Genomic DNA, 20944 nt, shown 5'->3' with positions numbered 1-20944 from the left:
GTCTATGAGGTTGGCCCCACAACGGCTGACGGACTCATTCGCTGCTAGCTACCCAGGACTGCAATCGTGCCCCAAACGCCCGCCGGACCACACCTCCACCGTCTGTCCCGACCCCACCCGGTCAGGATCCTGCTCGCCTGCGCCGCAACGCTCACGCTGGCCACCGTCAGCGCGTTGGGGATTGCCGCTTCACCCGCCACCGCCTTGCCGGCACCCGGCGCACCGGCTGATGGAGCAGCTGTACGGGCATCATCGAGCGTCTCCGCCCTGGCGGGCCAGGCCGAGCAGACCATCGTGGTGCCTGTCACGGCAGGGCTGGAACCCACCAGGGTGAAGGGGACCATCGCGGTGTCGGGGAAGCCCGAGGGCACCGTCCGGGCAACAGTCAACGGCAGGGTTGTCCTTGAAAGCAACGCAGCTGCCACCATTGCCTTGGACCAGGCGGTCAGCAACGCCGACGTCGTGGGCCAGCAGCTCACGGTGGGGCTGCAGTTCGTCCCGGTGACCCATACCATGTGCGTCGTCTCCAACGCCACCGCCACCCTGAACAACCTCCAAGTGGACTTCAGCGGAACAGCCAAGGCTCCCACCACAGTTGGCGAGTTCTTCCCGGCCTCCGTGCCCGCCGTCGTACTTCCTGTGCCGGCGGATCCCGGCGCGGATGTCTCCGCAGCGATCATGACGGCGTCGGCCGCCATGGCCCAGCGCTACCCGGATGCTGCCATCACCACCGTTCCCGAAGCCGAACTTGAGATGCGCACAGCCGGCCTTCCGGCGGGCAGCCGCATCCTCAGCGTCGTCGCCGACCAAGGTGGAACCGCCACCAAACTGGCCACCGCGGCCGGCCTCCCGCAGCTGGTCCTCAGCGGCCACGACGACGAACTCCGCACCGCCGCCAGGGCCCTGGCCAGTGACAAGACGGCGCTCGCCGTGACGTCATCGGTGACCGGGCTGACATCTGCGCTGCCAGCCGCTGCCGGGCTGACCCAGAGCCTCAAGGACCTGGGCAGCACCACCCTCAAACTGTCCGGCTACGGCACGCCCCAATCCTATGTCGGCGTCACCCAGTCGCAGTTCGGTGGGCCCGTTTCCTCCGTAAAAGTCCAGCTCAAAGGCACACACACCGCAGTTCCGGACAACGCCCAGGCGCAGCTCTCGGTTTTCTGGAACGACTACCTGCTCAGCTCCAGGAACCTCGACGGCGGTGACACCTTCACGGTGGAAGCCGACGTTCCAGCTGGACAGCTCCAGGCCAGGAACGGACTCCGGATCCGGCTCGCGGCACTTCCCGCCGGCGGCGACTGCAACGGACCCGCCGGCGTCATGCCCATGGAAGTCACCGTGGACACCTCGGGATCCACCCTCACTGCTGTCCGTGGCGGTTCCACCAAAGCCGGCTTCGCCCGGTTCCCCCAGGTCCTCGGCCAGAGCGTTCCGGTGGCCTTCGGCGATGGCAACGCCCAAGCCAACACCATCAATGCGGCCACGTTGGTAGCCTCCCTGCAACGTGGAAGTGCTTCCCTGCTGGAGACCAAGGTGGTGGGCATCGACTCCCTGGCTGGCTCCACCGAGTCCGGGATCGTGGTGGGTGCCACCGCGGAGGATGCCAACAAGCTCTCCGCACCCCTGCGGTTGGCGGAGTTCCGCACCATCTCGCCCGACGACGTCGAATTCGGCGTGGGTGCTTCTGCTCCGTACGGCGTGCTCGAAGCTTTTGAACAGGGTGGGCGTGACCTGCTGCTGCTCGGCGCCTGGGCACCTGAGGGCGACACGGCTGCGGCCGGCACGCTCCAGGCCTCTCTGGCCTCGCACGTGGGTGGCGTTGAAGGCGGCTGGGCATCGTTGTCCCGGAACCTCCTGGTCACCCAGCCGTCCGGAACGCCCGTCCTGCTGGAGAGCAATGTGGTGGTTCCCCAGAAGGCCGTTACCGACGATTACCGTCCCTATGCCTGGTGGATCGCCGGGGCAGTGGTGGTGCTCGGCCTGGCGTATGCTGCACGGACCGTGCTCTTGAGGCGGCGTGCCCGGGCGGCGCGGGCCTACGTGGATGCTGAACAGGCGGCGGGCAATCCGGATCATGGCAACTAGCGTCGCCACCCGGCCGGGAGCAGCCCACCGGCAGCCCCCGGCGGCTCTGCTGGGATCGCCGGCGCCGCTTGGATCGCTGGCAGAGTTTGTCCAGCAGGGCTGGCTTCGGCAGGGCTGGGTTCGGCTCGGTGCTCCTGTGACGGGCCGCAAGGTTCCCGGCACTCGCATCGTCGCGGTGGTGTCGCTGCTGGTGGGCTACCTCGCTTGTCTGTACACGATCGGCCACGGCACCAACCTGGACTATTCGGACGCGCAAAGCCACCTGACCATCGCCCGGCGCATCTTTGACAGCAAGGCGCCCGGCTTTGAACAGCTGGGCACCGTTTGGCTGCCCATGCCACACCTGCTGCTGGCCCCGTTCGTGCTGAACATGTGGTTGTTCAGCACAGGCTGGGCCGCGGGAATCCTGGGAATGCTGGCACTGTCCGCCACTACCACCGGCCTCTACTTGATCGCGGCCCGGCTCGGATTGGGCCGGGCCGGACGACTGTCCACCACTCTGGTGGTGCTCGCGAACCCCGCAATCCTGTACGTCTACACCACGGCGTTGACCGAACCGGTGCTGATCATGTGCATGGTGGGCGGCATGGCCGGCCTGGCGCATTGGGCAACCAGCCGGCGTCGAATGAGTGCCGGAGAGCTGGCCGTCTTCGCCGGTATTCCGTCGGCCGCGGCAGTGCTGTCACGGTACGAGGGCTGGGCGCTGGTGATGACAGGGACCATCTTTGTCCTGATCGTGTCCATGCGCCGTACCCGGGCTTGGCGGGAAGCGTTGATCATGGCCGGCGGCTATGTGATGATCCCGGCTGCGGCAGTTCTCTGGTGGATTTCCTACAACTGGGCCATCTATGGAAACCCGCTGGAGTTCATGTTCGGGCAATACTCCGCTTACGCCCAGCAGAAAAACATCACCGACGGCGGCTTGTTGCCTACCAAGGGCAACCTGGGGCTCACGTTGTCTACTTTCCATTGGTCGCTGCTGGAGACATCCGGCGTCGTCGTCCTTGCCCTGGCGGCTTGTGGCGCGATCGTACTGGTCTTCCGGCGCGGCTTCTCCAACAGCACCCTGCTGGTGGCGGTGACCGGCAGCGCGTACGCCTTTGCGCTGCTGAGCCTGTTCCTGGGCCAGACCGCCATCAACAACGATCACTCCCTGCCCTCGACGTGGTGGAACAACCGGTTCGCCCTGACGGCCTTGCCCCTGGTGACCATCCTGGTGGGTGTCCTGGTGGAGGAGGTGACCCGGCCGTTGCGGCTCAGGGCCGTTGTGATCGGCGCTTTGCTGGCCGGGCTGGTGATGCAAAACGCGTGGTGGGGTGCGGACCCGGCAGGCCGGCTTGCCGTGTTGGCAGAGGGCCGGATGTCCGCAGAATCCACCGCGAACTCCACCGCCGCCGCACGCTGGCTCAAAGAGCATTACCAGTCCGGCGGAATCCTCATGGATGAGAGCGCCAGGGGCAACGCCGTGCTCCCCGTCATGGGAATTCCGCTCAAGGAAATCTATAACCGGGCCTCCGGAGACTACTTTTCCCCGGCGCTGGAGGACCCCGCAAAATTCGCCCGCTGGGTTTTCGTCAACGTTGAAGCCGGAACAGGGGCACGGGATTCGGGGCCAACGGACTTGGTGTACCAGGCAATCGCTGCGAACAAATCGTTCCCTGTCCGCTACTCCGTGGTTTTCTCGACTCCCACCCACCGGATCTATGAAAGGTCCTCCTACTGATGACGCCTTCTTCGCCCGTTGCGGACGGCACACTCAACCGGCAATCCATCGGCCAGGCACTGCTCGCAGCCGGACTCGTCACCCCGGAACAGCTCCAGCGTGCGTTGGACCGTGCCGCCAGCGAAGGTGGATTGCTGGGCCGGCACCTGATCCTGGAAGCCGGGCTGGACCGCCGTCGGATTTATGAAGTCCTGGCCCAGCACTGGGACGCGCCGCTGGTGGACCTGGTGGCCGAACCCGTGGATGACCGGCTGATGGAGTTGCTCGGCTACAGCGCCGTGGGCGAGCCGCAATGGTTGCCCTGGCAGATGGACGCAGGAGTGCTGACGGTGGCTACTGCCGTGGCTCCTTCCGCGGCCATCGCAGAGGAAGCGGCCCTGACGTTCGGTGCCCGGGAGGTCGTTTTCCGAACCACCACCGATTGGGACATCCACCAGTCAATCCAGCGTTCCTTCCGCCGCCATCTCCTCTACGAATCCGCCGAGCGACTGGCCGAAGAGCGGCCGGGAGAATCTGCCCGCACCGCCCTGACCCGGTGGCAGCGCGTCCTTCCGGTGGTCCTGGTCCTGGGAATTGCCGCGGGATTCGTGCTGTCCCCGCTGACGGCGGTCATTGTGCTGTTGGCAGCAGCAAACATCGTGTTCCTGGTGAGCATCGGGTTCAAGACACTGGCCAGTCTTCGCAGTCCCTTTGACCGGAGGCATGAAGCAGCCGTGGCCAAAGCCAGGGACAAGGAAAGAGTAAGCCGCGGCCTGCCGGCTTTGGCGGCGGAACGGGTTCCCGACGGCGAACTGCCCGTCTACACCATCCTGGTACCGGTGTTCCGGGAAGCGAACATCATCGACAATCTCCTGACCAACCTGGGCCAGTTGGACTACCCCCGGTCCAAGCTGGACGTCCTGGTACTCCTCGAAGAGGACGACGCCGAGACCATTGCCGCCGCGAAAGCGTCACGGCCACCGGAGTACGTCCGGATCCTGATCGTGCCCAAGGGTGAACCGCAGACCAAGCCCAGGGCCTGCAACTACGGACTGACGTTCGCCCGCGGTGAGTATGTGGTCATCTACGACGCCGAGGACCGGCCCGAACCTGGCCAGCTGCGTGCATCCATCGCCGCGTTCAAGCAGGACGCCTTCGAGCGCGAACACCTCAACCCGGACCGTAAGCCCCTGATCTGCGTCCAGGCTGCGCTGAATTACTTCAACGCGGACCAGAACGTCCTGACCCGGATGTTCACCATCGAATACACACATTGGTTCGACTCGATGCTCCCCGGTTTGGACAACTCAGGCATACCGCTGCCCCTGGGCGGCACCTCCAACCACTTTGTCACCTCGCTGCTCAAGGAAGTGGGCGCCTGGGATCCATGGAACGTCACGGAGGACGCCGACCTGGGGCTCCGGGCTGCCGTGGAGGGATACCGCGTGGGTGTGATCGACTCCACCACCTGGGAAGAAGCGTGCTCGCAGGTTCCGGCATGGATCAAGCAGCGCACCCGCTGGATCAAGGGCTATATGGTGACCTCGGCCGTCAACACCCGGAACACGGTGCGCTACATCAAGAGCACCGGCGTTGCAGGCGCCGTCGGGTTCCTTGGCCTGATCCTGGGGACACCCCTGGCATTCCTGGCCTACCCGCTGGTGGTGGGCTTCACAGTAGTCACGTACATCGGCTACGACATTGTTGGACTGGTCCTGCCCACATGGCTGCTGGTGGGCGGCGTGGTGTCCATGCTGTTCGGCAACGCCATGATGATCATCGTCTCCGGCGTGGCCACACTCCGCCGGCATGGCTGGCGGATTGCCATCTTCGCCCTGCTCAATCCGTTCTACTGGGTGCTGCACTCCATAGCGGCCTGGCGGGCGGCATGGCAGATGCTCACCAGCCCCCACAAGTGGGAGAAGACGCCGCACGGCCTTGAGGCCGAATACCACGACGACGGCCACTGGGTTGGGTGAGGCAGGCCTGCTGAAGCGGGACCCGGCCCGGGTTCCACAGCGGATCTTGATGAAATCTTGAGCAAATGCCGCAGTGAGGTTGATTAAGCCTCGCCACACTGAACTCAAAGCTGCAGGATGACCAGCTGAGGGGGTTGGACACAGTGCTCGATGCTTTCTCGGTACGGGTTGCTCTAGGCGTGATAACCGTGACCCTCCTGATCCTGTTCTGCGCCTCTTTCCACCGCACGCGCTCGCCGTATGCCGGCTGGTGGAGCCTGGCCCTCCTCGAATTCATGGTGGGCAACACTGCCTTCCTGCTCAATGGCAGCCCCCACCAGCAGTGGGCCAATCCGTTGGGCAACGTCCTGGTGGTGGCCGGAGCTTTCAGCGTCTGGGCTGGAGCAAAAACCCTCCGGGACAGGAAAGCCGCTCCCTGGCAACTGGCAGTAGGCCCGGCAGTTACGGCTGTGGCCTCAGTCCTGGAAAGTCCGGCAAGCAACGTGTGGTCCGGTGGCTTTGTTTATCTGGCCATGATGACTGCGGGCATCGCCTTGGCCGCCTACGACCTCTGGTTCATCAAGTCCTCGCACTCCCAGGTCCACAAGGCACTCTCCCTTGCCGCCGGTCTCCTGGCCGCCTATTACCTGGGCCGGTGGATGGTCTACGCCCTTGAGGGTCCTTACAGCCAGAGCTTCACTACCTACTTTGGGCCGGCTCCCTCTGCCCTGATTTCCATGGTCCTCCTGGTGACCGTGTCCTTCAGCATGACCGCCCTGACCAGTGACCAGCTCATCAAGGGCCTCAAGGAACGGGCCGACCGCGACCACCTGACGGGCCTGCTCAACCGTGGGACTTTCCTGGACATGGCTACCACCGAACTCCACCGGCTCCACTCCACTGGTTCCGGAGCCGCCATAGTCCTGGCCGACCTGGACCATTTCAAAGCAGTCAATGACGAATTCGGCCATGGAGCAGGGGACTTGGCCCTGCAGGCCTTCGCGGAAGCCTGCGGCGACTCGGTGCGGTCCACCGACCTGATCGGGCGTTATGGCGGCGAAGAATTCATCCTCTTCCTGCCAGGGGCCACCCAGGAACGGGCAGAGGACATCGCGGCCGAAATCAGCCGCCGAATGGCAGCCGCCCCGGCACCGGAGGGCGTCGCCTTCCCGACCATCAGCTACGGGGTTACCTCCAGCATCCCCGCCGGCTCGGACCTGACTTTCATGATTGAGGTGGCCGACGCCGCCCTGTACAGCGCCAAAGCACAAGGAAGAAACCGGATTGTAGGAGCGGACCGTCCCCAGGCGGCCATTATTGCGGATGAGGCACGATCATGACCTTCAACGAACTCACCACCAGGATCCAGATCCAGCACACCCAGGAGCTGTCCGCTTTCCGGCAGAACATCACCAGTGCGCCCTATATGGCGGGAACGCCCACCTTGCTCAATGCAGACCGCCGGTCGGTCCGGATGGGTCCGGTCCAGTCGGTAGAGGATGCGAACGCCAACCTCACCATCGTGGCCGACGTCGAAGGACTCGCCTGGTTCACGGCCGACAAAGGCCTTTTGGGCAGCTGCATCACAGTCTCCATCGCAGGGCACCGCAGGAACACCGGCACCCGGGTCCACCTCCCGCTGGCCGAATGCGATGCCTGGATCGAGGCCATCATGGGAGGCTCCTGGATCACGCACGTCTACCGCGCCGGCAAGAAGGTGGAGCCCAACGGACGGTTGGACGTTGCCTCCTACCGCTTGTTCCTGGACGAGCGGCGCAATCCGGTCGCCATGCCCCAGGCAGTCGCTGACACAACGCTGCGACGCCTGGAAGAGTCGTGACCAGCACGAAGCCCCGGAGGATGCTCGCTTCCAGCGACTCCCGTGTTGAACAACTGGAGGAGCGCGTCCGCGCCCTGATGGAAGAGCTTCACCACGTCCGGAACGAGCAACGGCGGGACGCCCTTACCGATTCCCTCACCGGACTTGGCAACCGCCACGCCTTGATGGACGCTTTCACCGCAGCCCGGAACGCCGCGGCAACAGGATCCGCCCAGCCTGCGCTTCTCCTGATCAACCTTGACGGGTTCAAGGCACTGAAGAATTCGGCTGGCCACGCCGCAGCAGACCAGGTTTTGGTCGCCGTGGCCATGCGCATCCAGTCCGCCGTCCGGGAGGACGACGTCGTCACCCGCCTGGGTGCCGACGAATTCGCAGTGCTGTTGCCCGCCACGCCGCCAACCCGGGCCACCGCCGTCGGGAACCGGATCCTGGCCGCGCTTGAACCGAACATCGACGTGGGAAACAACAGCGTCCGTTGCGGCGCCAGCATGGGCCTGCGGACCGCAGAGCCGCACCACACCCTTGAGGACCTGCTCCAGGAGGCCGATTTCGCCGTGGAGGAATCCAAGAGCGAAGGCCGGAACAAGCTCAAGATGTTCGATCCTGCCACGGTGCATGCCCGCCAACTTCAGCGGCAGATTGTTGGTGAACTCCGCGAGGCCATCAGATCGGACCAGCTGGTCCTGAACTATCAGCCGATTGTGGAGCTGGCCACCGGAAAAATCGAGGGCTGCGAGGCTTTGGTCCGCTGGAACCACCCCGTGCATGGCCTGATCATGCCGGACCAGTTCATCCCCGTTGCCGAGGCTACCGGGCTCATTGCCGAGCTGGGACGATGGGTCCTGCGCACTGCCGTGGGACAGTTGCGGCACTGGCGGAACAACCCGGCCACCGCACAGCACCTTTTCTCCATGCGGATCAATGTTTCCGCCGCGGACCTGCAAAGCCTGGAATTCGTGGACGATGTCAGCGAGGCCCTTGCCGAGGAAAGCCTGCCCCCGGAGGCGCTGGTCCTGGAATTGACGGAGAGCGCCATCATCCAGAACAACGAGCTGGACCGCTATACCTTGGCGAGCCTGCACAAACTGGGTGTGGGACTGGAAATCGATGACTTCGGTGCCGGCTACTCCTCCATGGGATACCTGCGCAAGCTGCCCGTCGACCGGGTGAAAGTGGACCGGCAATTCGTCAAGGACCTGGGGAAGGACCCTTCCCAGCTCAAGTTCCTGGCAGCCATCCAGGAAGTCATCCGATCCTGTGGGCTGGAAGGGGTTTGGGAGGGCATCGAAACCGCTGAAGAAGCAGAAGCGCTCCGCAGCATCGGCTGCGCCAGCGGGCAGGGGTACTACTTCGGCAGGCCACTGCCCGAGGCGGAGTTCACGGAGCAGCTGGTGCGGCAGACTGTTTGGCCGGCCTGAAACCCCCGCAGACACGCGAAGGCCCCGGCACTCTACGAGCGCCGGGGCCTTGCGATGTCAGCTGTCCTTAGCCGAAGTACTTCGGCAGGGTTCCTTCGTGTGCTTCGCGGAGGGCGTCCAGAGAGAGCTCGTCCACGCCGTTGATCTCCAGCTTTCCGCCGGCAGCGTCAACGACGCCGATCCGGAGGTGGGCGAAGCCGCGGGCAGTGCACATGTCCTTGAAACGGACTTCCTCCGAACGCGGAACGGAGACGATCGCACGGGCCTGGGACTCGGAGAAGAGGGCCGTGAACAGGTCCACGCCGTCGCGCTCCATGAGTTCCTCAAGGGCGATGCGGGCGCCCACGCCGTAACGCAGCGAGGACTCCACCAGCGCAGCCGCGAGGCCACCCTCGGAGAGGTCGTGTGCTGCGTCAACCATGCCGTCACGTGAAGCGTTGATCAGGATCTCGCCCAATGCGCGCTCTGCCGCAAGGTCAACCTTCGGCGGCAAGCCACCAAGGTGTCCGCGGAGGTTGGACCATTCCGAACCGTCCAGCTCTGCTGCGGTGGTGCCCAGCAGGTAGATGGCCTGGCCGTCCTCGCGCCAACCCGACGGCGTGCGGCGGGCGACGTCGTCGAGCTTGCCCAGGACTGCCACCACAGGGGAGGGGTGGATGGGCGTGGTGCCGGTCTGGTTGTACAGGGAGACGTTGCCGCCGGTGACCGGGATTCCGAGCTCCATGCAGGCGTCGGACAGGCCGCGGATGGCCTCGGCGAGCTGCCACATGACGTCCGGGTCCTCGGGGGAACCGAAGTTCAGGCAGTCACTGACGGCCATCGGAACAGCGCCGGACGTGGCCACGTTGCGGTAGGCCTCAGCCAAAGCCAGCTGTGCGCCCTGGTACGGCTCAAGGTAGGTGTAGCGGCCGTTGGCGTCGGTGGCCAAGGCAACGCCCAAGCCGGTTTCCTCGTCAACGCGGACCACACCGGAGTCGTCCGGGAACGCCATGGCGGTGTTGCCGCCAACGTAGCGGTCGTACTGGTTGGTGATCCAGGCTTTGGAGCACATGTTCGGCGATGCCACGAGTTCGGTGACGGCTGCGGCCAGCTCGGAAGGAGCCGACGGGCGGCCGGCGTCCTCAACGGAACCGCTGAACGTGTTGGCCTGCACCGAGTCCTGCCACTCCGGGCGGGCGAACGGACGGTCGTAGACCGGACCGTCGTGCGCAACGGTGCGGGGATCGACGTCGACGATTACTTCGCCTTCCCAGGTGATGATGAGGCGGCCGGTGTCGGTGACCTCACCCAACCAGGAGTACTCCACGGCCCACTTGTCCATCACAGCTTCGAACGCTGCGATGTTCTCCGGGGTGACCACGGCCATCATGCGTTCCTGCGACTCGGACATGAGGATCTCGCCCGGGGTCAGCGTGGGGTCGCGCAGCAGGACCGAGGTCAGCTCCACCTCCATGCCGCCGTCGCCGTTGGAAGCGAGCTCGGACGTGGCGCAGGAAATGCCTGCAGCGCCGAGGTCCTGGATGCCTTCAACCAGCGAGCCCTTGAAGAGCTCCAGGCAGCACTCAATGAGGACCTTTTCAGCGAAGGGGTCGCCCACCTGGACGGCAGGACGCTTGGAGGGCTTGGTGTCATCGAAGGACTCCGAGGCCAGCACCGAAGCGCCGCCAATGCCGTCGCCGCCGGTGCGGGCACCGAACAGGACAACCTTGTTGCCCTTGCCGGAGGCGTTGGCGAGGCGAATATCCTCGTGGCGCATGACGCCCACTGCCAGTGCGTTGACCAGCGGGTTGCCCTGGTAGACGGAGTCGAAGACCATTTCGCCACCGATGTTCGGCAGGCCCAGGCAGTTGCCATAGCCGCCGATGCCGGCAACGGCACCGTGCATGACGCGGGCGGTGTCCGGGTGGTCGATCGCGCCGAAACGCAACGGGTCCATCACGGCGACCGGGCGGGCGCCCATGGAGATGATGTCGCGGACGATGCCGCCGATGCCGGTAGCGGCACCCTGGTAAGGCTCAACGAACGACGGCGAGTTGTGGGACTCGATCTTGAACGTCACGGCCCAGCCGTCGCCGAGGTTGGTGACGCCGGCGTTCTCGCCGATGCCAACCAGCATGTCCTTCTTCATTTCCTCGGTGACCTTCTCGCCGAACTGGCGGAGGTGGTTCTTGGAGGACTTGTAGGAGCAGTGCTCGCTCCACATGACGGAGTACATGGCCAGCTCGGCGCCGGTGGGGCGGCGGCCAAGGACCTTGACGATCTCGTCGAATTCGTTCTGCTTCAGGCCCAGCTCGGCCCACGGGAGTTCCGTGTCCGGGGTCTTCGCAGCGTGCTCAACGGTGTCGATGTTGAACTTCTTGGTGGTTTCCGTGGTCACTTGTCGCCTCCCACAATCTTGGTCAGTACGGAGGTGAAGAAGCCGAGGCCGTCGGTGTCGCGGGGCGCACCCTCGGAGCCGGACAAACCAGCCTCGGGGCCGAAGCCGGCCTCCACTGCGTGCTCGGGGTGCGGCATGAGGCCCACCACGTTGCCGGCGGCGTTGGAGATGCCGGCGATGTCGCGGCGGGAGCCGTTCGGGTTGAAGCCCACGTAGCGGAACACCACGCGGCCCTCAGCCTCAAGGGCATCCAGGGTCTTCTCGTCGGCGATGTACTGGCCGTCCTGGTTCTTCAACGGCACGATGATTTCCTGGCCGTCCGTGTAGTCCACGGTCCAGGCAGTGTTGGCGTTCTCCACGCGAAGCGTCTGGTCGCGGCAGATGAACTTCAGGTGGTCGTTCTTGATCATGGAACCGGGCAGCAAGTGCGATTCGGTCAGGATCTGGAAGCCGTTGCAAATACCCAGCACGGGGAGCTTCGCCTCGGAGTTTGCGGCGTCGATGATCTTGGACATCAGCGGAGCGAAACGCGAAATGGCGCCTGCGCGGAGGTAGTCACCGTAGGAGAACCCGCCGGGGATGATGACGGCGTCAACATCGCCGAGTTCGGAATCTCCGTGCCACAGCGGCACCGCCGTGCCACCTGCAAGCCGCACTGCACGGGCGGCGTCGCGGTCGTCAAGGGTGCCGGGGAAGGTCACGACGCCGATCTTCGCGCCGGCGAGGCGGGGTTCTGCGGCGACGGCTACAGCCTCGCCAATCAGGGGGATCGACGTCATATCAGGCCTCGACGACCTCGACGTTGACAACATCCTCGATCACCGGGTTGGACAGGAGAGTCTCGGCAGCTTCGCGGGCCTGGGCCAGGATAGCGTCGGTCACCTCGCCGTCGACGGTCAGTTCGAAGCGCTTGCCTTGGCGGACTGCGCTGAAGCTGTTGAAGCCGAGGCGGGGCAGTGCACCCACGATGGCCTTCCCCTGGGGGTCCAGAATCTCGGGCTTGGGCATGACGTCAACGACGATCCGGGGCATCCGGTAACTCCTGTGCGTGAGTTGGGTGAACCTTAAATAAGGCTGCCGCGGAGGTGCCGTCTCACGCCGTTCAGCCGCATTCAAACAGCGGGTCAGCACAGGGCTGACCACGATGTGAACTGCATTGTTTGAACGGCATGGGGGGCGCTCCGCGAGCTTGCACACCTATTCTACCGGGAGCAGCGCGCATACCCTATTCAGCCGGATTGTGCGAGGACACCCCGCCGCGGCGGGGCAAAAAGACCCAAGTGAAGGCTCGACGGCGGCGCTGGTCCCCGGCCGCTGGAGGTACTGGCAGGGGGTGGCCGGCGTCACTAGGATTGCGGAATGGCTGAGAAACCGAAATCGATGGTGCTGGGCGTTGTGGCCGCGGCAGTTTTTGCTGGTTTGGGCCGCATGGTCATCCAGAAAATCAAGGCGGACCGGTCGGCCCGGAACAGCCGCGTGACTGCGCCCCTGGACGCGGAGACGCGGGCCAAAATCAGCGACGCTTTGCGGACACCAAGTAAGTAGAGGCTTACCTGGCAAGGGCCGTTTTTTGGTGCAATGGCGCGGATTACGGCACATACAAATGCGCTATTCAAAGCGGTTAAATGGCCACATTCCGGCGTAGCTTGGAAATTACACGCGGGGTTCAGCCCCAGTACTTTCCAGGATCCAACCAGGAGGAACAATGACCGAACACATTGCCGAAGTATCCGCCTGTAGCGTTGGCAGCTGTGGTTTCAACCACGATGGCTGCACCGCCTTCGGAATCACCATTGGTGGAACCCAGGACCACGCTTCCTGCGCGACCTTTATTGACACCAATGCCATGGGCGGCCTTCCCAAGGTCCTCGCCCACGTGGGCGCTTGCCAGCGGTCCGAATGCGTCCACAACAACAACCTCATGTGCGAGGCCCACAACGTGCGGGTTGGTCCGGGCCGCGAGGCTGCCGACTGCCTGACGTACGAGCACGCCTGATGCCCTGACTCTTCCGCTGAGGCGGGCCGGTCTCCCGTGGGGGACCGGCCCGCCTTTTGCGTCTCAGGCCACCGCTGCGTCTCAGGCCACCCCTACTCTCACGCCACTTGGTTAGTCAGGGCTGCTCCTTCTTTGAGCGCCGCAATGTTGGCGGTGACGAGCTTGGCCGAACCCTTGGGCCGATTGCCTGCCACATGGGGCGTGACGATCAGGTTGGGGGCGTTCCATAGCGCGGAGTCTTCGGGCAGGGGCTCTTCCTTGGTCACATCCAGTGCTGCCGCACGCAGCCTGCCTTCCTGCAGCGCTGCCAGGAGAGCGTCCTCATCCACCGTTGCCCCACGGCCCACGTTTACAAAGACGGCGCTTGCGGGCAGGCCGGCCAGGACTTGTGCGTCCAGGGCGTCGGCCGTTTCCGCAGTGGCCGGCAGGATGGAAATCAGGACGTCGGTGGAGCCTAGGATGTGCGGAAGCTCGTCCGTTGAAACCATCGGGAAGCCGTAACGTTCGCCCTTTGAATGGGCCACCCCGGTGACCTTTGCTCCCAGAGCCGCCAGCAGGGGAGCGAGGCGTCCGGCGATCGAACCAAAGCCCCAGATGGTGACGTTGGCGCCGTCGAGCGTGTAGAGCTGTTCAGTCTCCGGGCTGGACTGCGCCGCGTTGTACGGTGCGTTCCATGTGGCGTCCTTCTGGGATTCGAACAGGACGTCCAGCCGTCGGACGGCAGCCAGGACCAAGGCGAGCGCGTGTTCGGCCACGGGGCCATCGTGCAGTGAGCGGCCTGAAGTGATGGCCACGTTTTCTGCGAAGCCCGCCGCCAGGACGGAGTCCGGCCCGGCCGCGAGGGTCTGGACCAGCCTGAGCGATGCCATCTGCTGTGCAGCGTCGGCCAGGTTCTCCGGAGTGTTGCGCCACGCCACCAGAACCTCGGCGTCCCGGAGTTCGCCGGGAATGGGCTTGTCTACCTGGTAAACCGCAACCTCATCCCCTGACGCGGTGAGGTCGGCGAGGTCCAACTCGATGGTGTCGGGGACGAGGATTTTCACGGCAACTCCTGTGATCGCAGGGCGAGGGCGGTTTGTCTTTGAGGTTACCGGCTGGTGGCAGGTGGCATTGAACCAAAAGTCATCTCTGGCAATGTGACCGCGGACACCCTATGGTTGTAGGACGTTCGACGTGGCACGTAACACAAGCAGGGCGTCGGACTCCTCCTGAAGCAGTTTCGAAAGGACACCGGATTTGAGATCCCCCTCTTCACCCCTCGCCCGCACCGCCGCCGCCGGCGCCCTAAGCATTGGCCTCCTGGCCGGCTTGGGCCTCCCCGCCATCGCAGCGCCGGTTCCTCCCAACAGCCCCGCAGCCGCACCGGGCACGTTCACGGAAGCCAACATCGCCGCAGACCGGACAGCTGCGAACTTCTTCTACCGGATCCCCGCCTTGACGTACCTCGGCAACAACGTGGTGCTTGCTGCCTGGGATGGACGCCCGGGTTCTGCCGCTGACGCCCCGAACCCGAACTCGATCGTCCAGCGCCGCAGCACCGACGGAGGAAAAACCTGGGGGCCGGTGACGGTCATCGCAGCAGGTCACGTCGGTGACGCCTCCGGACCCAAGTACGGCTACAGCGATCCGTCTTATGTTTACGACTCCGAGGCGGGCCAGGTGTTCGCCTTCTTCGTCTACTCCAAGGACCAAGGATTCGGCGGCAGCCAGTTCGGCAACGACGACGCCGACCGTACTGTGATCTCTTCGGCGGTCATCGAATCCACGGACAACGGCGTGACCTGGTCCCAGCCCAGGCTCATCACCAACGTGACCAAGCCAGGGAGCAGCAAGGCCAGCCCGGCCGCGGGAGACGTCCGCTCCAACTTTGCCTCCTCCGGCGAGGGCATCCAGTTGAAGTACGGCCAGTACAAGGGCCGGCTCATCCAGCAGTACGCAGGCGACATCCGCCAGGTGGACGGCACCAACAAAATCCAGGCGTACAGCGTCTACTCCGATGACCACGGCGTTACCTGGAAGAAGGGGGCCAACGTCGGCGACCGCATGGACGAAAACAAGACAGTTGAGCTTTCCGATGGCCGCGTACTCCTGAACTCCAGGGACAACGCCAACCAGGGTTACCGGAAGGTGGCGGTTTCCACGGACGGGGGTGCCACGTATGGTCCCGTCACCCAGGACACCGAATTGCCGGATCCGGCCAACAACGGTGCCATAGCGCGCATGTTCCCCAACGCGCCGCAAGGCACGGTGGATGCGAAGAAGCTCATTTTCACCAACGCCAACTCCAAGACGGGCCGCGAAAACGTCTCGGCCCGCGTCTCCTGCGACGACGGCGCCACTTGGCCGGGTGTCCGCACCATCCGCCCGGGTTTCTCCGCCTACTCCACGGTGACCCGCTTGCAGGATGGCATGTTCGGAGTGCTCTACGAGGGCAATTACACCGACAACATGCCGTTCGCGACGTTCGACGACGCCTGGTTGAACTACGCCTGCGCACCCTTGTCAGTCCCCGCCGTGACCACTGCCCCCGGAGCTACCCGGGAGGTGCCCGTGACGGTCACCAACCAGGAAGCCACCACGCTGACCGGCGCCACCGCCACGATTTACACCCCTGCCGGCTGGTCCGCCACCACGGTGCCGGTTCCCGCCGTAGCTCCCGGTGCTTCGGTGAGCGTGAACGTCGCCCTGACGGCACCGGCGAATGCCGGCGGTCCGCAGAACCTGAATGCAGCCTTCACGACGACGGACGGCCGGGTTTCGCAGTTCACCTTCACCGCAACAGTGCCGGTGGCCCCGCAGGTAGGCCTCACCATCACCGGAACAGCGCCCACCCGCGACGTCGTTGCCAGCCCTTACCAAGTGGGTGAGGTCCTCAGCTACCCACTGACCGTCAAGAGCACCGCCAACGTCACAGCCAACTCCGTGCCGGTTTCCGGGACGTTCGACTCCGGTTTTCTGCCGCCGTCAGCCCCCAACTGCCGGTATAACAACCTTGCCGCAGGGGCCTCCTACACCTGCACCACCGCCAAGCACACGATTACTGCAGCGGACATTGAGCGCGGCTTCTTCGTTCCCGAAGCAAGCTTCAGCATCACGGCAAGTTCGACGCCGTCGCTCACCAGGACGGTCCCCTTTACCGGTGCCGCGGTTGCCTTGCGCGACGGTCTCCTGACGGCGGACATCAGCGGGGCGCGTGCCGACGTCGGGCGTGATCTTGCGGGCCAACCGTACGCGGCGGGACAGCTGGTCCCCTATACCTTCACGGTCAAGAACACGGGCCCCCTGATGGAAAAGGTAGTCCCGACTGCCGGAAACTTCAGCCCATTCCTTCCGGAAGGGCCGGGTAACTGCCGCTACAGTGCGCTGCCGGCCGGACAAAGCTACCAGTGCACCACCCCGCGCCACACAGTGACCGCAGACGAGGCAGCGCAGGGCTTCTTCATCCCGAAGACCATGTGGGAGGTCAGCTCGGCGGGCCAAAGCACCAAGACCATCACCGTGGATGGGGGCGAAGTGGATCTCAAGGTCCGCGAACCCAAGTTGGAAGCGACCGTCACGTCCATATGGGAAGACGCCGACGGCGACCGTTTCGCCAGCCCGGGCGATCCCGTCGTCTACACCTACACCGTGGGTAACGCCGGCAACGTGGCGGTGACGGGGCTGGAGGCTCCGGATGCCGGTATTTCCGAAGCCGTGCTTGCCGCCGGATCAACGGTGACGGCCACAGGCAAGCATGTGCTCACTGCTACGGACGTTGCTGCAGGCACCGTGGACAGGGCCTCGTTTACGGCAAAGGCAAGCAATGGTTCCCGTGAGGTTGCCGTGGCTGCCGAAGGTGATCCGTTGATGCTTGCTGTGCAGCCGGCGCGGCCTGAATCCGCGCCGACGCCGGCCGTGCAGGAGCTTGGCACGCCGCCCACCGACCTGGGCACGGCCGCGAAGTACCGCACTGGCCAGAAAGTGGTGTTGCAGGGGCTTGACTACGGGAACTGGTACTACCTCTACCTGAACAACACCGGGTACCGCCTCGGCTGGGTCTTCCCGACCACGGAGAACACCTTGGAGTTCATCCTTCCCGCCGACGTGAAGAACGGGCGCGACGACGTTGTGGTCCTGGACAAGGACGGTGTCCAGGCCTCCTTTGACAGGCTGCAGGTGACGCCAAAGGGCTAGCACTTTTCCGGGGGAGGACCAGGTGATTGTGACAAGACAAATTTCCCAAAATGTGCTCTATGTCATATTCGTCTCTCACTAGGTACTCTGTGACTCGGCTGGTTGCGCGGCTTTGACAAGAACTGTCAAAGGTTCAACCAACTAAAAGTTGACAGGCCCAGGCGATGGAGCCTGGTCCTCCCTCAGTGAAAGGTGCAACCACTCGTGAAATCACAAGGAAAGAGCTTCGTCAGAAGCGGGGGGCTTCGGAAGGCCGCGGCACTGGCCGTGGGCTTGCCGTTGCTTCTCTCTTCAATGGCGATGCCGGCCCAGGCCGCTCCCACGCCGGAGACGCCCGGGAACGTTGCAGGCGTGGCCAAGAAGAACCTTGACCCCAGCGCCTACAAGGATGGCCGCTACATGGTTGTCCTGGCGGAGAAACCTGCAGCAACCTACGACGGCGGAACGGCAGGCCTTGCGCCCACCAAGCCGGAAGAAGGCAAGAAGCTCGACGCCGACAGCGCCCCGGTGAAGGAATACCAGCAGCACCTGCAGACGCAGCAGCAGGAAATTGCCAGCCAGGAAAACATCACCATTGAGCGTGACTTCACCACCGCCGTCAACGGCTTCAGCGCCAACCTCTCGGCAGACCAGGCCATCAACCTGGCCAAGGACCCCAAAGTCCTCATGGTGGCACCGGACACCCAGTATGCGCCGGACTACTCCACCACCGACTTCCTCAAGCTCAGCGGCCCCAACGGCACCTGGGCCACCCAGTACGGTGGCCAGGACAACGCCGGCAAGGGAACCGTTGTTGGTGTGATCGACACCGGCTACACCCCCTCCAACCCCTTCTTCGCCGGTGAGCCTGTAGGTCCGCTGGTGGGCAATCCGCAAGTCGGCGTGCCCTACCGCACCGCCGACGGCAAGATCGCCATGCTCAAGGCCGACGGCGACACCTTCATCGGTGAATGCCAGCCCGGCAAGGACACCGGTGCCGATTACGATGGCAGCGCCTGCAACTCCAAGGTCCTCAGCACCCACTACTTCGCAGACGCCTTCCTCGAAACCGTCGCCCCGGAAAACCGCGCTCCCGAGGAAGTTATTTCCCCCGTGGACGTGGACAGCCACGGCACCCACACCGCCAGCACCGCGGCCGGCAACGCCAACGTGGACGCCGTAGTGGACGGTCGCAGCTTCGGGACCACCAGCGGGATCGCACCCGCCGCCAAGCTCTCCATCTACAAGGTCTGCTGGGAAGACACCGATCCTGCTACGGGCGGTTGCTACGGCTCCGCCTCGGTGGACGCGATCGAGCAAGCCATCCTGGACGGTGTGGACGTCCTGAACTACTCCATCTCCGGTTCCACAACGAGCACCACCGACCCGGTCTCCCTGGCATTCCTCTCCGCAGCGTCCGCAGGTATCTTCGTGGCTACCTCGGCCGGCAACTCCGGCCCGACCGCAAGCACCGTCAACCACGGAGCCCCATGGCTGACCACGGTTGCGGCGACCTCGTTCTCGCAGGAGCTCCAGGGCACCGTTGAGTTCTCCGATGGCAGCAAATTCCGCGGAGCGTCCATCATGAACCGTGAGGTGAGCGGGGCCGGCGTCGTGCTGTCCACCAACGCTGCAAGCGGTGAAGGAAACGCGGCACTGTGCGCCCCGGGTTCGTTGGACCCGGCCAAGGTAGCCGGCAAGGTTGTTGTCTGCGACCGTGGCGTGGTTGACCGCACCGCCAAGAGTGCTGAGGTCCTGCGCGGCGGTGGCGTCGGCATGATCCTGGTCAACCTCACCGATTCGTCGCTGGACACGGACAAGCACGTCATCCCCACGGTCCACGTGAACCCGCCGGCAACGCAGACCATCAAGGACAAGGTCACGGCCAACCCGGCCATCACCGTTTCCCTGCTGAACCGCGACACCACGGGCCTGCCTGCCGAAGCGCAGCCGCAGATCGCCGGCTTCTCTTCCCGTGGCCCGCTGCTGGCCACCGACTCGGACCTGTTGAAGCCTGATGTGTCCGCTCCGGGCGTCGCAATCCTCGCCGGTGTTTCGCCGATCGGAACCGGTGGAGACAACTTCGGCTTCCTGTCCGGAACGTCCATGGCTTCACCGCACGTCGCTGGTTTCGGCGCGCTGATCCTGGGCAAGAACCCGAAGTGGTCCCCGGCCACGGTGAAGTCCGCCATGATGACCACCGCCGGCCCGGTCAAGCTGGCCAACGGTTCAGTCAACAAGGACGTCTTCGCCACAGGTGCCGGTCAGGTTGATCCGGCCAAGGTCCTCTCGCCGGGCCTCGTCTATGACGCCACCACCGAGGACTACCTGAAGTTCATCCAGGGCACGGGCATGGACCTGGGCATGGAAGGGCTCGGCACCACGGCGCCGCGTGACATGAACGTTCCTTCGTTCGCCCTGGGCAACCTCGCAGGCAAGATTGAGGTCACCCGTACGGTCACAGCCCTTACTCCGGGCCTCTACCGGGCCACGGCCAACGTACCCGGCGTCAACGTCAAGGTCACCCCGTCCGTCCTGAACTTTGGGGCAGCGGGAGAGAAGAAGACGTTCAAGGTCCAGTTCGAAAACAACAGTGCAGCCCTGGGCAAGTTCGCCATGGGTTCGCTGAGCTGGCAGGGTGCCAACAAGACCGTGACCTCGCCGATCGCCGTCCGGCCGCAGTCCGTCATTGCGGACAAGGCACTGGCCTTCACGGGAACGGGTCCCAACGGCTCCGCTGCCATCAACATCACCTCCGGCACCAACCTGCCGGTCGGCGTCACCGTTGATGGCCTGTCCAAGGCCGATTCCTCGGCTGTCGAGCTGGTTCCCGGCCCGTTCGCTGGTGAGACCAACGCATCGAACTACGTCAAGAAGGTGACAGTTGGCGAGGGCAGTGCCCTGGCCAAGTTCTCGGTCATCTCCTCCAACGATGCCGCGGACTTCGACATGCTGGTGCTCACGCCTTCCGGCCAGCAGCTGCCGGCAGCCACGGCATCGGCCAGTGAAACGCTGTCTGTTCCCAACCCTGCAGCAGGGGATTACTACATCTTCGCCAACCTCTATGCGAGCCCCAACAACCAGGCCACCAAGGCCACCGTTGATGCCGCAGTCCTCGGCGCCAACCAGGGCAACGCCACCGTGACGCCGAATCCGATCCGCCTCGCCAACGGCAAGACGGGCCAGATTTCGCTGAACTGGAAGAACCTGGAGCCCGGTTCCTACATCGGCCGCCTCACCTTCGCCGGTACCAGCGAGCCGAGCTTCGTCACCGTCCTGGTCAACCCGGGCGGGGCCGTAGTGGTTCCGGACGAGGAAGACCCGAAGAAGGACAAGAAGGACAAAAAGAACCACGGCAAGATCCGTGGTGACGAGCCGGCACAGAGCAACAACGCCGGGTAGTGTTCGCTTGA

The 20944-nt window shown here is 64.5% G+C and carries 14 protein-coding genes; 10 read left to right on the top strand and 4 right to left on the bottom strand.

The genetic code is table 11. The features are described 5' to 3' along the window. The first annotated feature begins 66 nt into the window (after window positions 1-66). The 6 genes from BLQ01_RS17025 to BLQ01_RS17000 all read left to right on the top strand — a co-directional run bounded on the left by BLQ01_RS17025 (window position 67) and on the right by BLQ01_RS17000 (window position 9006). A complete protein-coding gene (locus BLQ01_RS17025; RefSeq protein ID WP_254779504.1) occupies window positions 67-2088 on the top strand; it encodes a cellulose biosynthesis cyclic di-GMP-binding regulatory protein BcsB in 2022 nt (673 codons plus the stop codon). Further along, window positions 2078-3811 (top strand): ArnT family glycosyltransferase, encoded by a 1734-nt coding sequence (locus BLQ01_RS17020; protein WP_091553062.1) that lies wholly within the window; start codon window positions 2078-2080, stop codon window positions 3809-3811. The genes BLQ01_RS17025 and BLQ01_RS17020 overlap by 11 nt, the downstream gene beginning before the upstream one ends. Then, complete coding sequence (locus BLQ01_RS17015; RefSeq protein WP_091553023.1) at window positions 3811-5769, top strand: glycosyltransferase; 1959 nt, start codon at window positions 3811-3813, stop codon at window positions 5767-5769. Before BLQ01_RS17020 ends, BLQ01_RS17015 begins: the two co-directional genes overlap by 1 nt. Before the next feature lie 134 nt (window positions 5770-5903). Next, entirely contained in the window at window positions 5904-7088 is a 1185-nt protein-coding gene (locus BLQ01_RS17010) for a GGDEF domain-containing protein (protein WP_091553021.1), read from the top strand. Further along, window positions 7085-7588: a hypothetical protein gene (locus BLQ01_RS17005; RefSeq protein ID WP_026541804.1), complete on the top strand. Its 504-nt coding sequence runs from the start codon at window positions 7085-7087 to the stop codon at window positions 7586-7588. The genes BLQ01_RS17010 and BLQ01_RS17005 overlap by 4 nt, the downstream gene beginning before the upstream one ends. Next, window positions 7585-9006, top strand: coding sequence for a putative bifunctional diguanylate cyclase/phosphodiesterase (locus BLQ01_RS17000; RefSeq protein WP_091553019.1), 1422 nt, complete (start codon window positions 7585-7587; stop codon window positions 9004-9006). The genes BLQ01_RS17005 and BLQ01_RS17000 overlap by 4 nt, the downstream gene beginning before the upstream one ends. A 67-nt stretch (window positions 9007-9073) precedes the next feature. Here the strand turns inward: BLQ01_RS17000 and purL are convergent, their stop codons facing one another. The 3 genes from purL to purS are packed head-to-tail and all read right to left on the bottom strand — an operon-like array spanning window position 9074 to window position 12415. After that, the gene (gene purL / locus BLQ01_RS16995) at window positions 9074-11383 is read right to left on the bottom strand and encodes a phosphoribosylformylglycinamidine synthase subunit PurL (RefSeq protein ID WP_026541806.1); all 2310 of its coding nucleotides are present in this window, start codon (window positions 11381-11383) and stop codon (window positions 9074-9076) included. Further along, window positions 11380-12162 (bottom strand): phosphoribosylformylglycinamidine synthase subunit PurQ, encoded by a 783-nt coding sequence (gene purQ / locus BLQ01_RS16990; RefSeq protein WP_091553017.1) that lies wholly within the window; start codon window positions 12160-12162, stop codon window positions 11380-11382. The genes purL and purQ overlap by 4 nt, the downstream gene beginning before the upstream one ends. Window position 12163: 1 nt before the next feature. Then, a complete protein-coding gene (purS, locus tag BLQ01_RS16985) occupies window positions 12164-12415 on the bottom strand; it encodes a phosphoribosylformylglycinamidine synthase subunit PurS (protein ID WP_011773385.1) in 252 nt (83 codons plus the stop codon). A gap of 327 nt (window positions 12416-12742) precedes the next feature. On the opposite strand from purS, the gene BLQ01_RS16980 reads away from it, so the two are divergent. Together BLQ01_RS16980 and BLQ01_RS16975 are read left to right on the top strand one after the other, a co-directional pair. Further along, the gene (locus tag BLQ01_RS16980; protein ID WP_026541808.1) at window positions 12743-12928 is read left to right on the top strand and encodes a hypothetical protein; all 186 of its coding nucleotides are present in this window, start codon (window positions 12743-12745) and stop codon (window positions 12926-12928) included. A 160-nt stretch (window positions 12929-13088) separates the two neighbouring features. Next, the gene (locus tag BLQ01_RS16975; RefSeq protein WP_081733365.1) at window positions 13089-13379 is read left to right on the top strand and encodes a DUF1540 domain-containing protein; all 291 of its coding nucleotides are present in this window, start codon (window positions 13089-13091) and stop codon (window positions 13377-13379) included. Between the two features lie 98 nt (window positions 13380-13477). On the opposite strand, the gene BLQ01_RS16970 is transcribed toward BLQ01_RS16975, so the two are convergent. Next, window positions 13478-14422, bottom strand: coding sequence for an NAD(P)-dependent oxidoreductase (locus BLQ01_RS16970; RefSeq protein ID WP_091553016.1), 945 nt, complete (start codon window positions 14420-14422; stop codon window positions 13478-13480). A 193-nt stretch (window positions 14423-14615) separates the two neighbouring features. On the opposite strand from BLQ01_RS16970, the gene BLQ01_RS16965 reads away from it, so the two are divergent. Continuing rightward, on the top strand, window positions 14616-17552 hold the full coding sequence (locus BLQ01_RS16965) for an exo-alpha-sialidase (protein WP_091553014.1): 2937 nt from the start codon (window positions 14616-14618) through the stop codon (window positions 17550-17552). A 294-nt stretch (window positions 17553-17846) separates the two neighbouring features. Then, window positions 17847-20933 (top strand): S8 family serine peptidase, encoded by a 3087-nt coding sequence (locus tag BLQ01_RS16960; protein ID WP_175493474.1) that lies wholly within the window; start codon window positions 17847-17849, stop codon window positions 20931-20933. Window positions 20934-20944: the final 11 nt, after the last annotated feature.

Source organism: Arthrobacter sp. UNCCL28 (genome assembly GCF_900102805.1).
Classification (GTDB): domain Bacteria; phylum Actinomycetota; class Actinomycetes; order Actinomycetales; family Micrococcaceae; genus Arthrobacter; species Arthrobacter nicotinovorans_A.
Note: the sequence above shows the minus strand (reverse complement) of the source record. Positions and strands in the feature narration are given on the sequence as shown.

What these genes read in the sequence shown, in the direction of transcription:
- BLQ01_RS17005 (WP_026541804.1), top strand. Translation starts at nt 7,085, where the DNA reads ATGACCTTCAACGAACTCACCACCAGGATCCAGATCCAGCACACCCAG.
- BLQ01_RS17015 (WP_091553023.1), top strand. Translation starts at nt 3,811, where the DNA reads ATGACGCCTTCTTCGCCCGTTGCGGACGGCACACTCAACCGGCAATCC.
- BLQ01_RS16960 (WP_175493474.1), top strand. Translation starts at nt 17,847, where the DNA reads ATGGCGATGCCGGCCCAGGCCGCTCCCACGCCGGAGACGCCCGGGAAC.
- purS (WP_011773385.1), bottom strand. Translation starts at nt 12,415, where the DNA reads ATGCCCCGGATCGTCGTTGACGTCATGCCCAAGCCCGAGATTCTGGAC.
- BLQ01_RS16975 (WP_081733365.1), top strand. Translation starts at nt 13,089, where the DNA reads ATGACCGAACACATTGCCGAAGTATCCGCCTGTAGCGTTGGCAGCTGT.
- BLQ01_RS17020 (WP_091553062.1), top strand. Translation starts at nt 2,078, where the DNA reads ATGGCAACTAGCGTCGCCACCCGGCCGGGAGCAGCCCACCGGCAGCCC.
- BLQ01_RS16980 (WP_026541808.1), top strand. Translation starts at nt 12,743, where the DNA reads ATGGCTGAGAAACCGAAATCGATGGTGCTGGGCGTTGTGGCCGCGGCA.
- purQ (WP_091553017.1), bottom strand. Translation starts at nt 12,162, where the DNA reads ATGACGTCGATCCCCCTGATTGGCGAGGCTGTAGCCGTCGCCGCAGAA.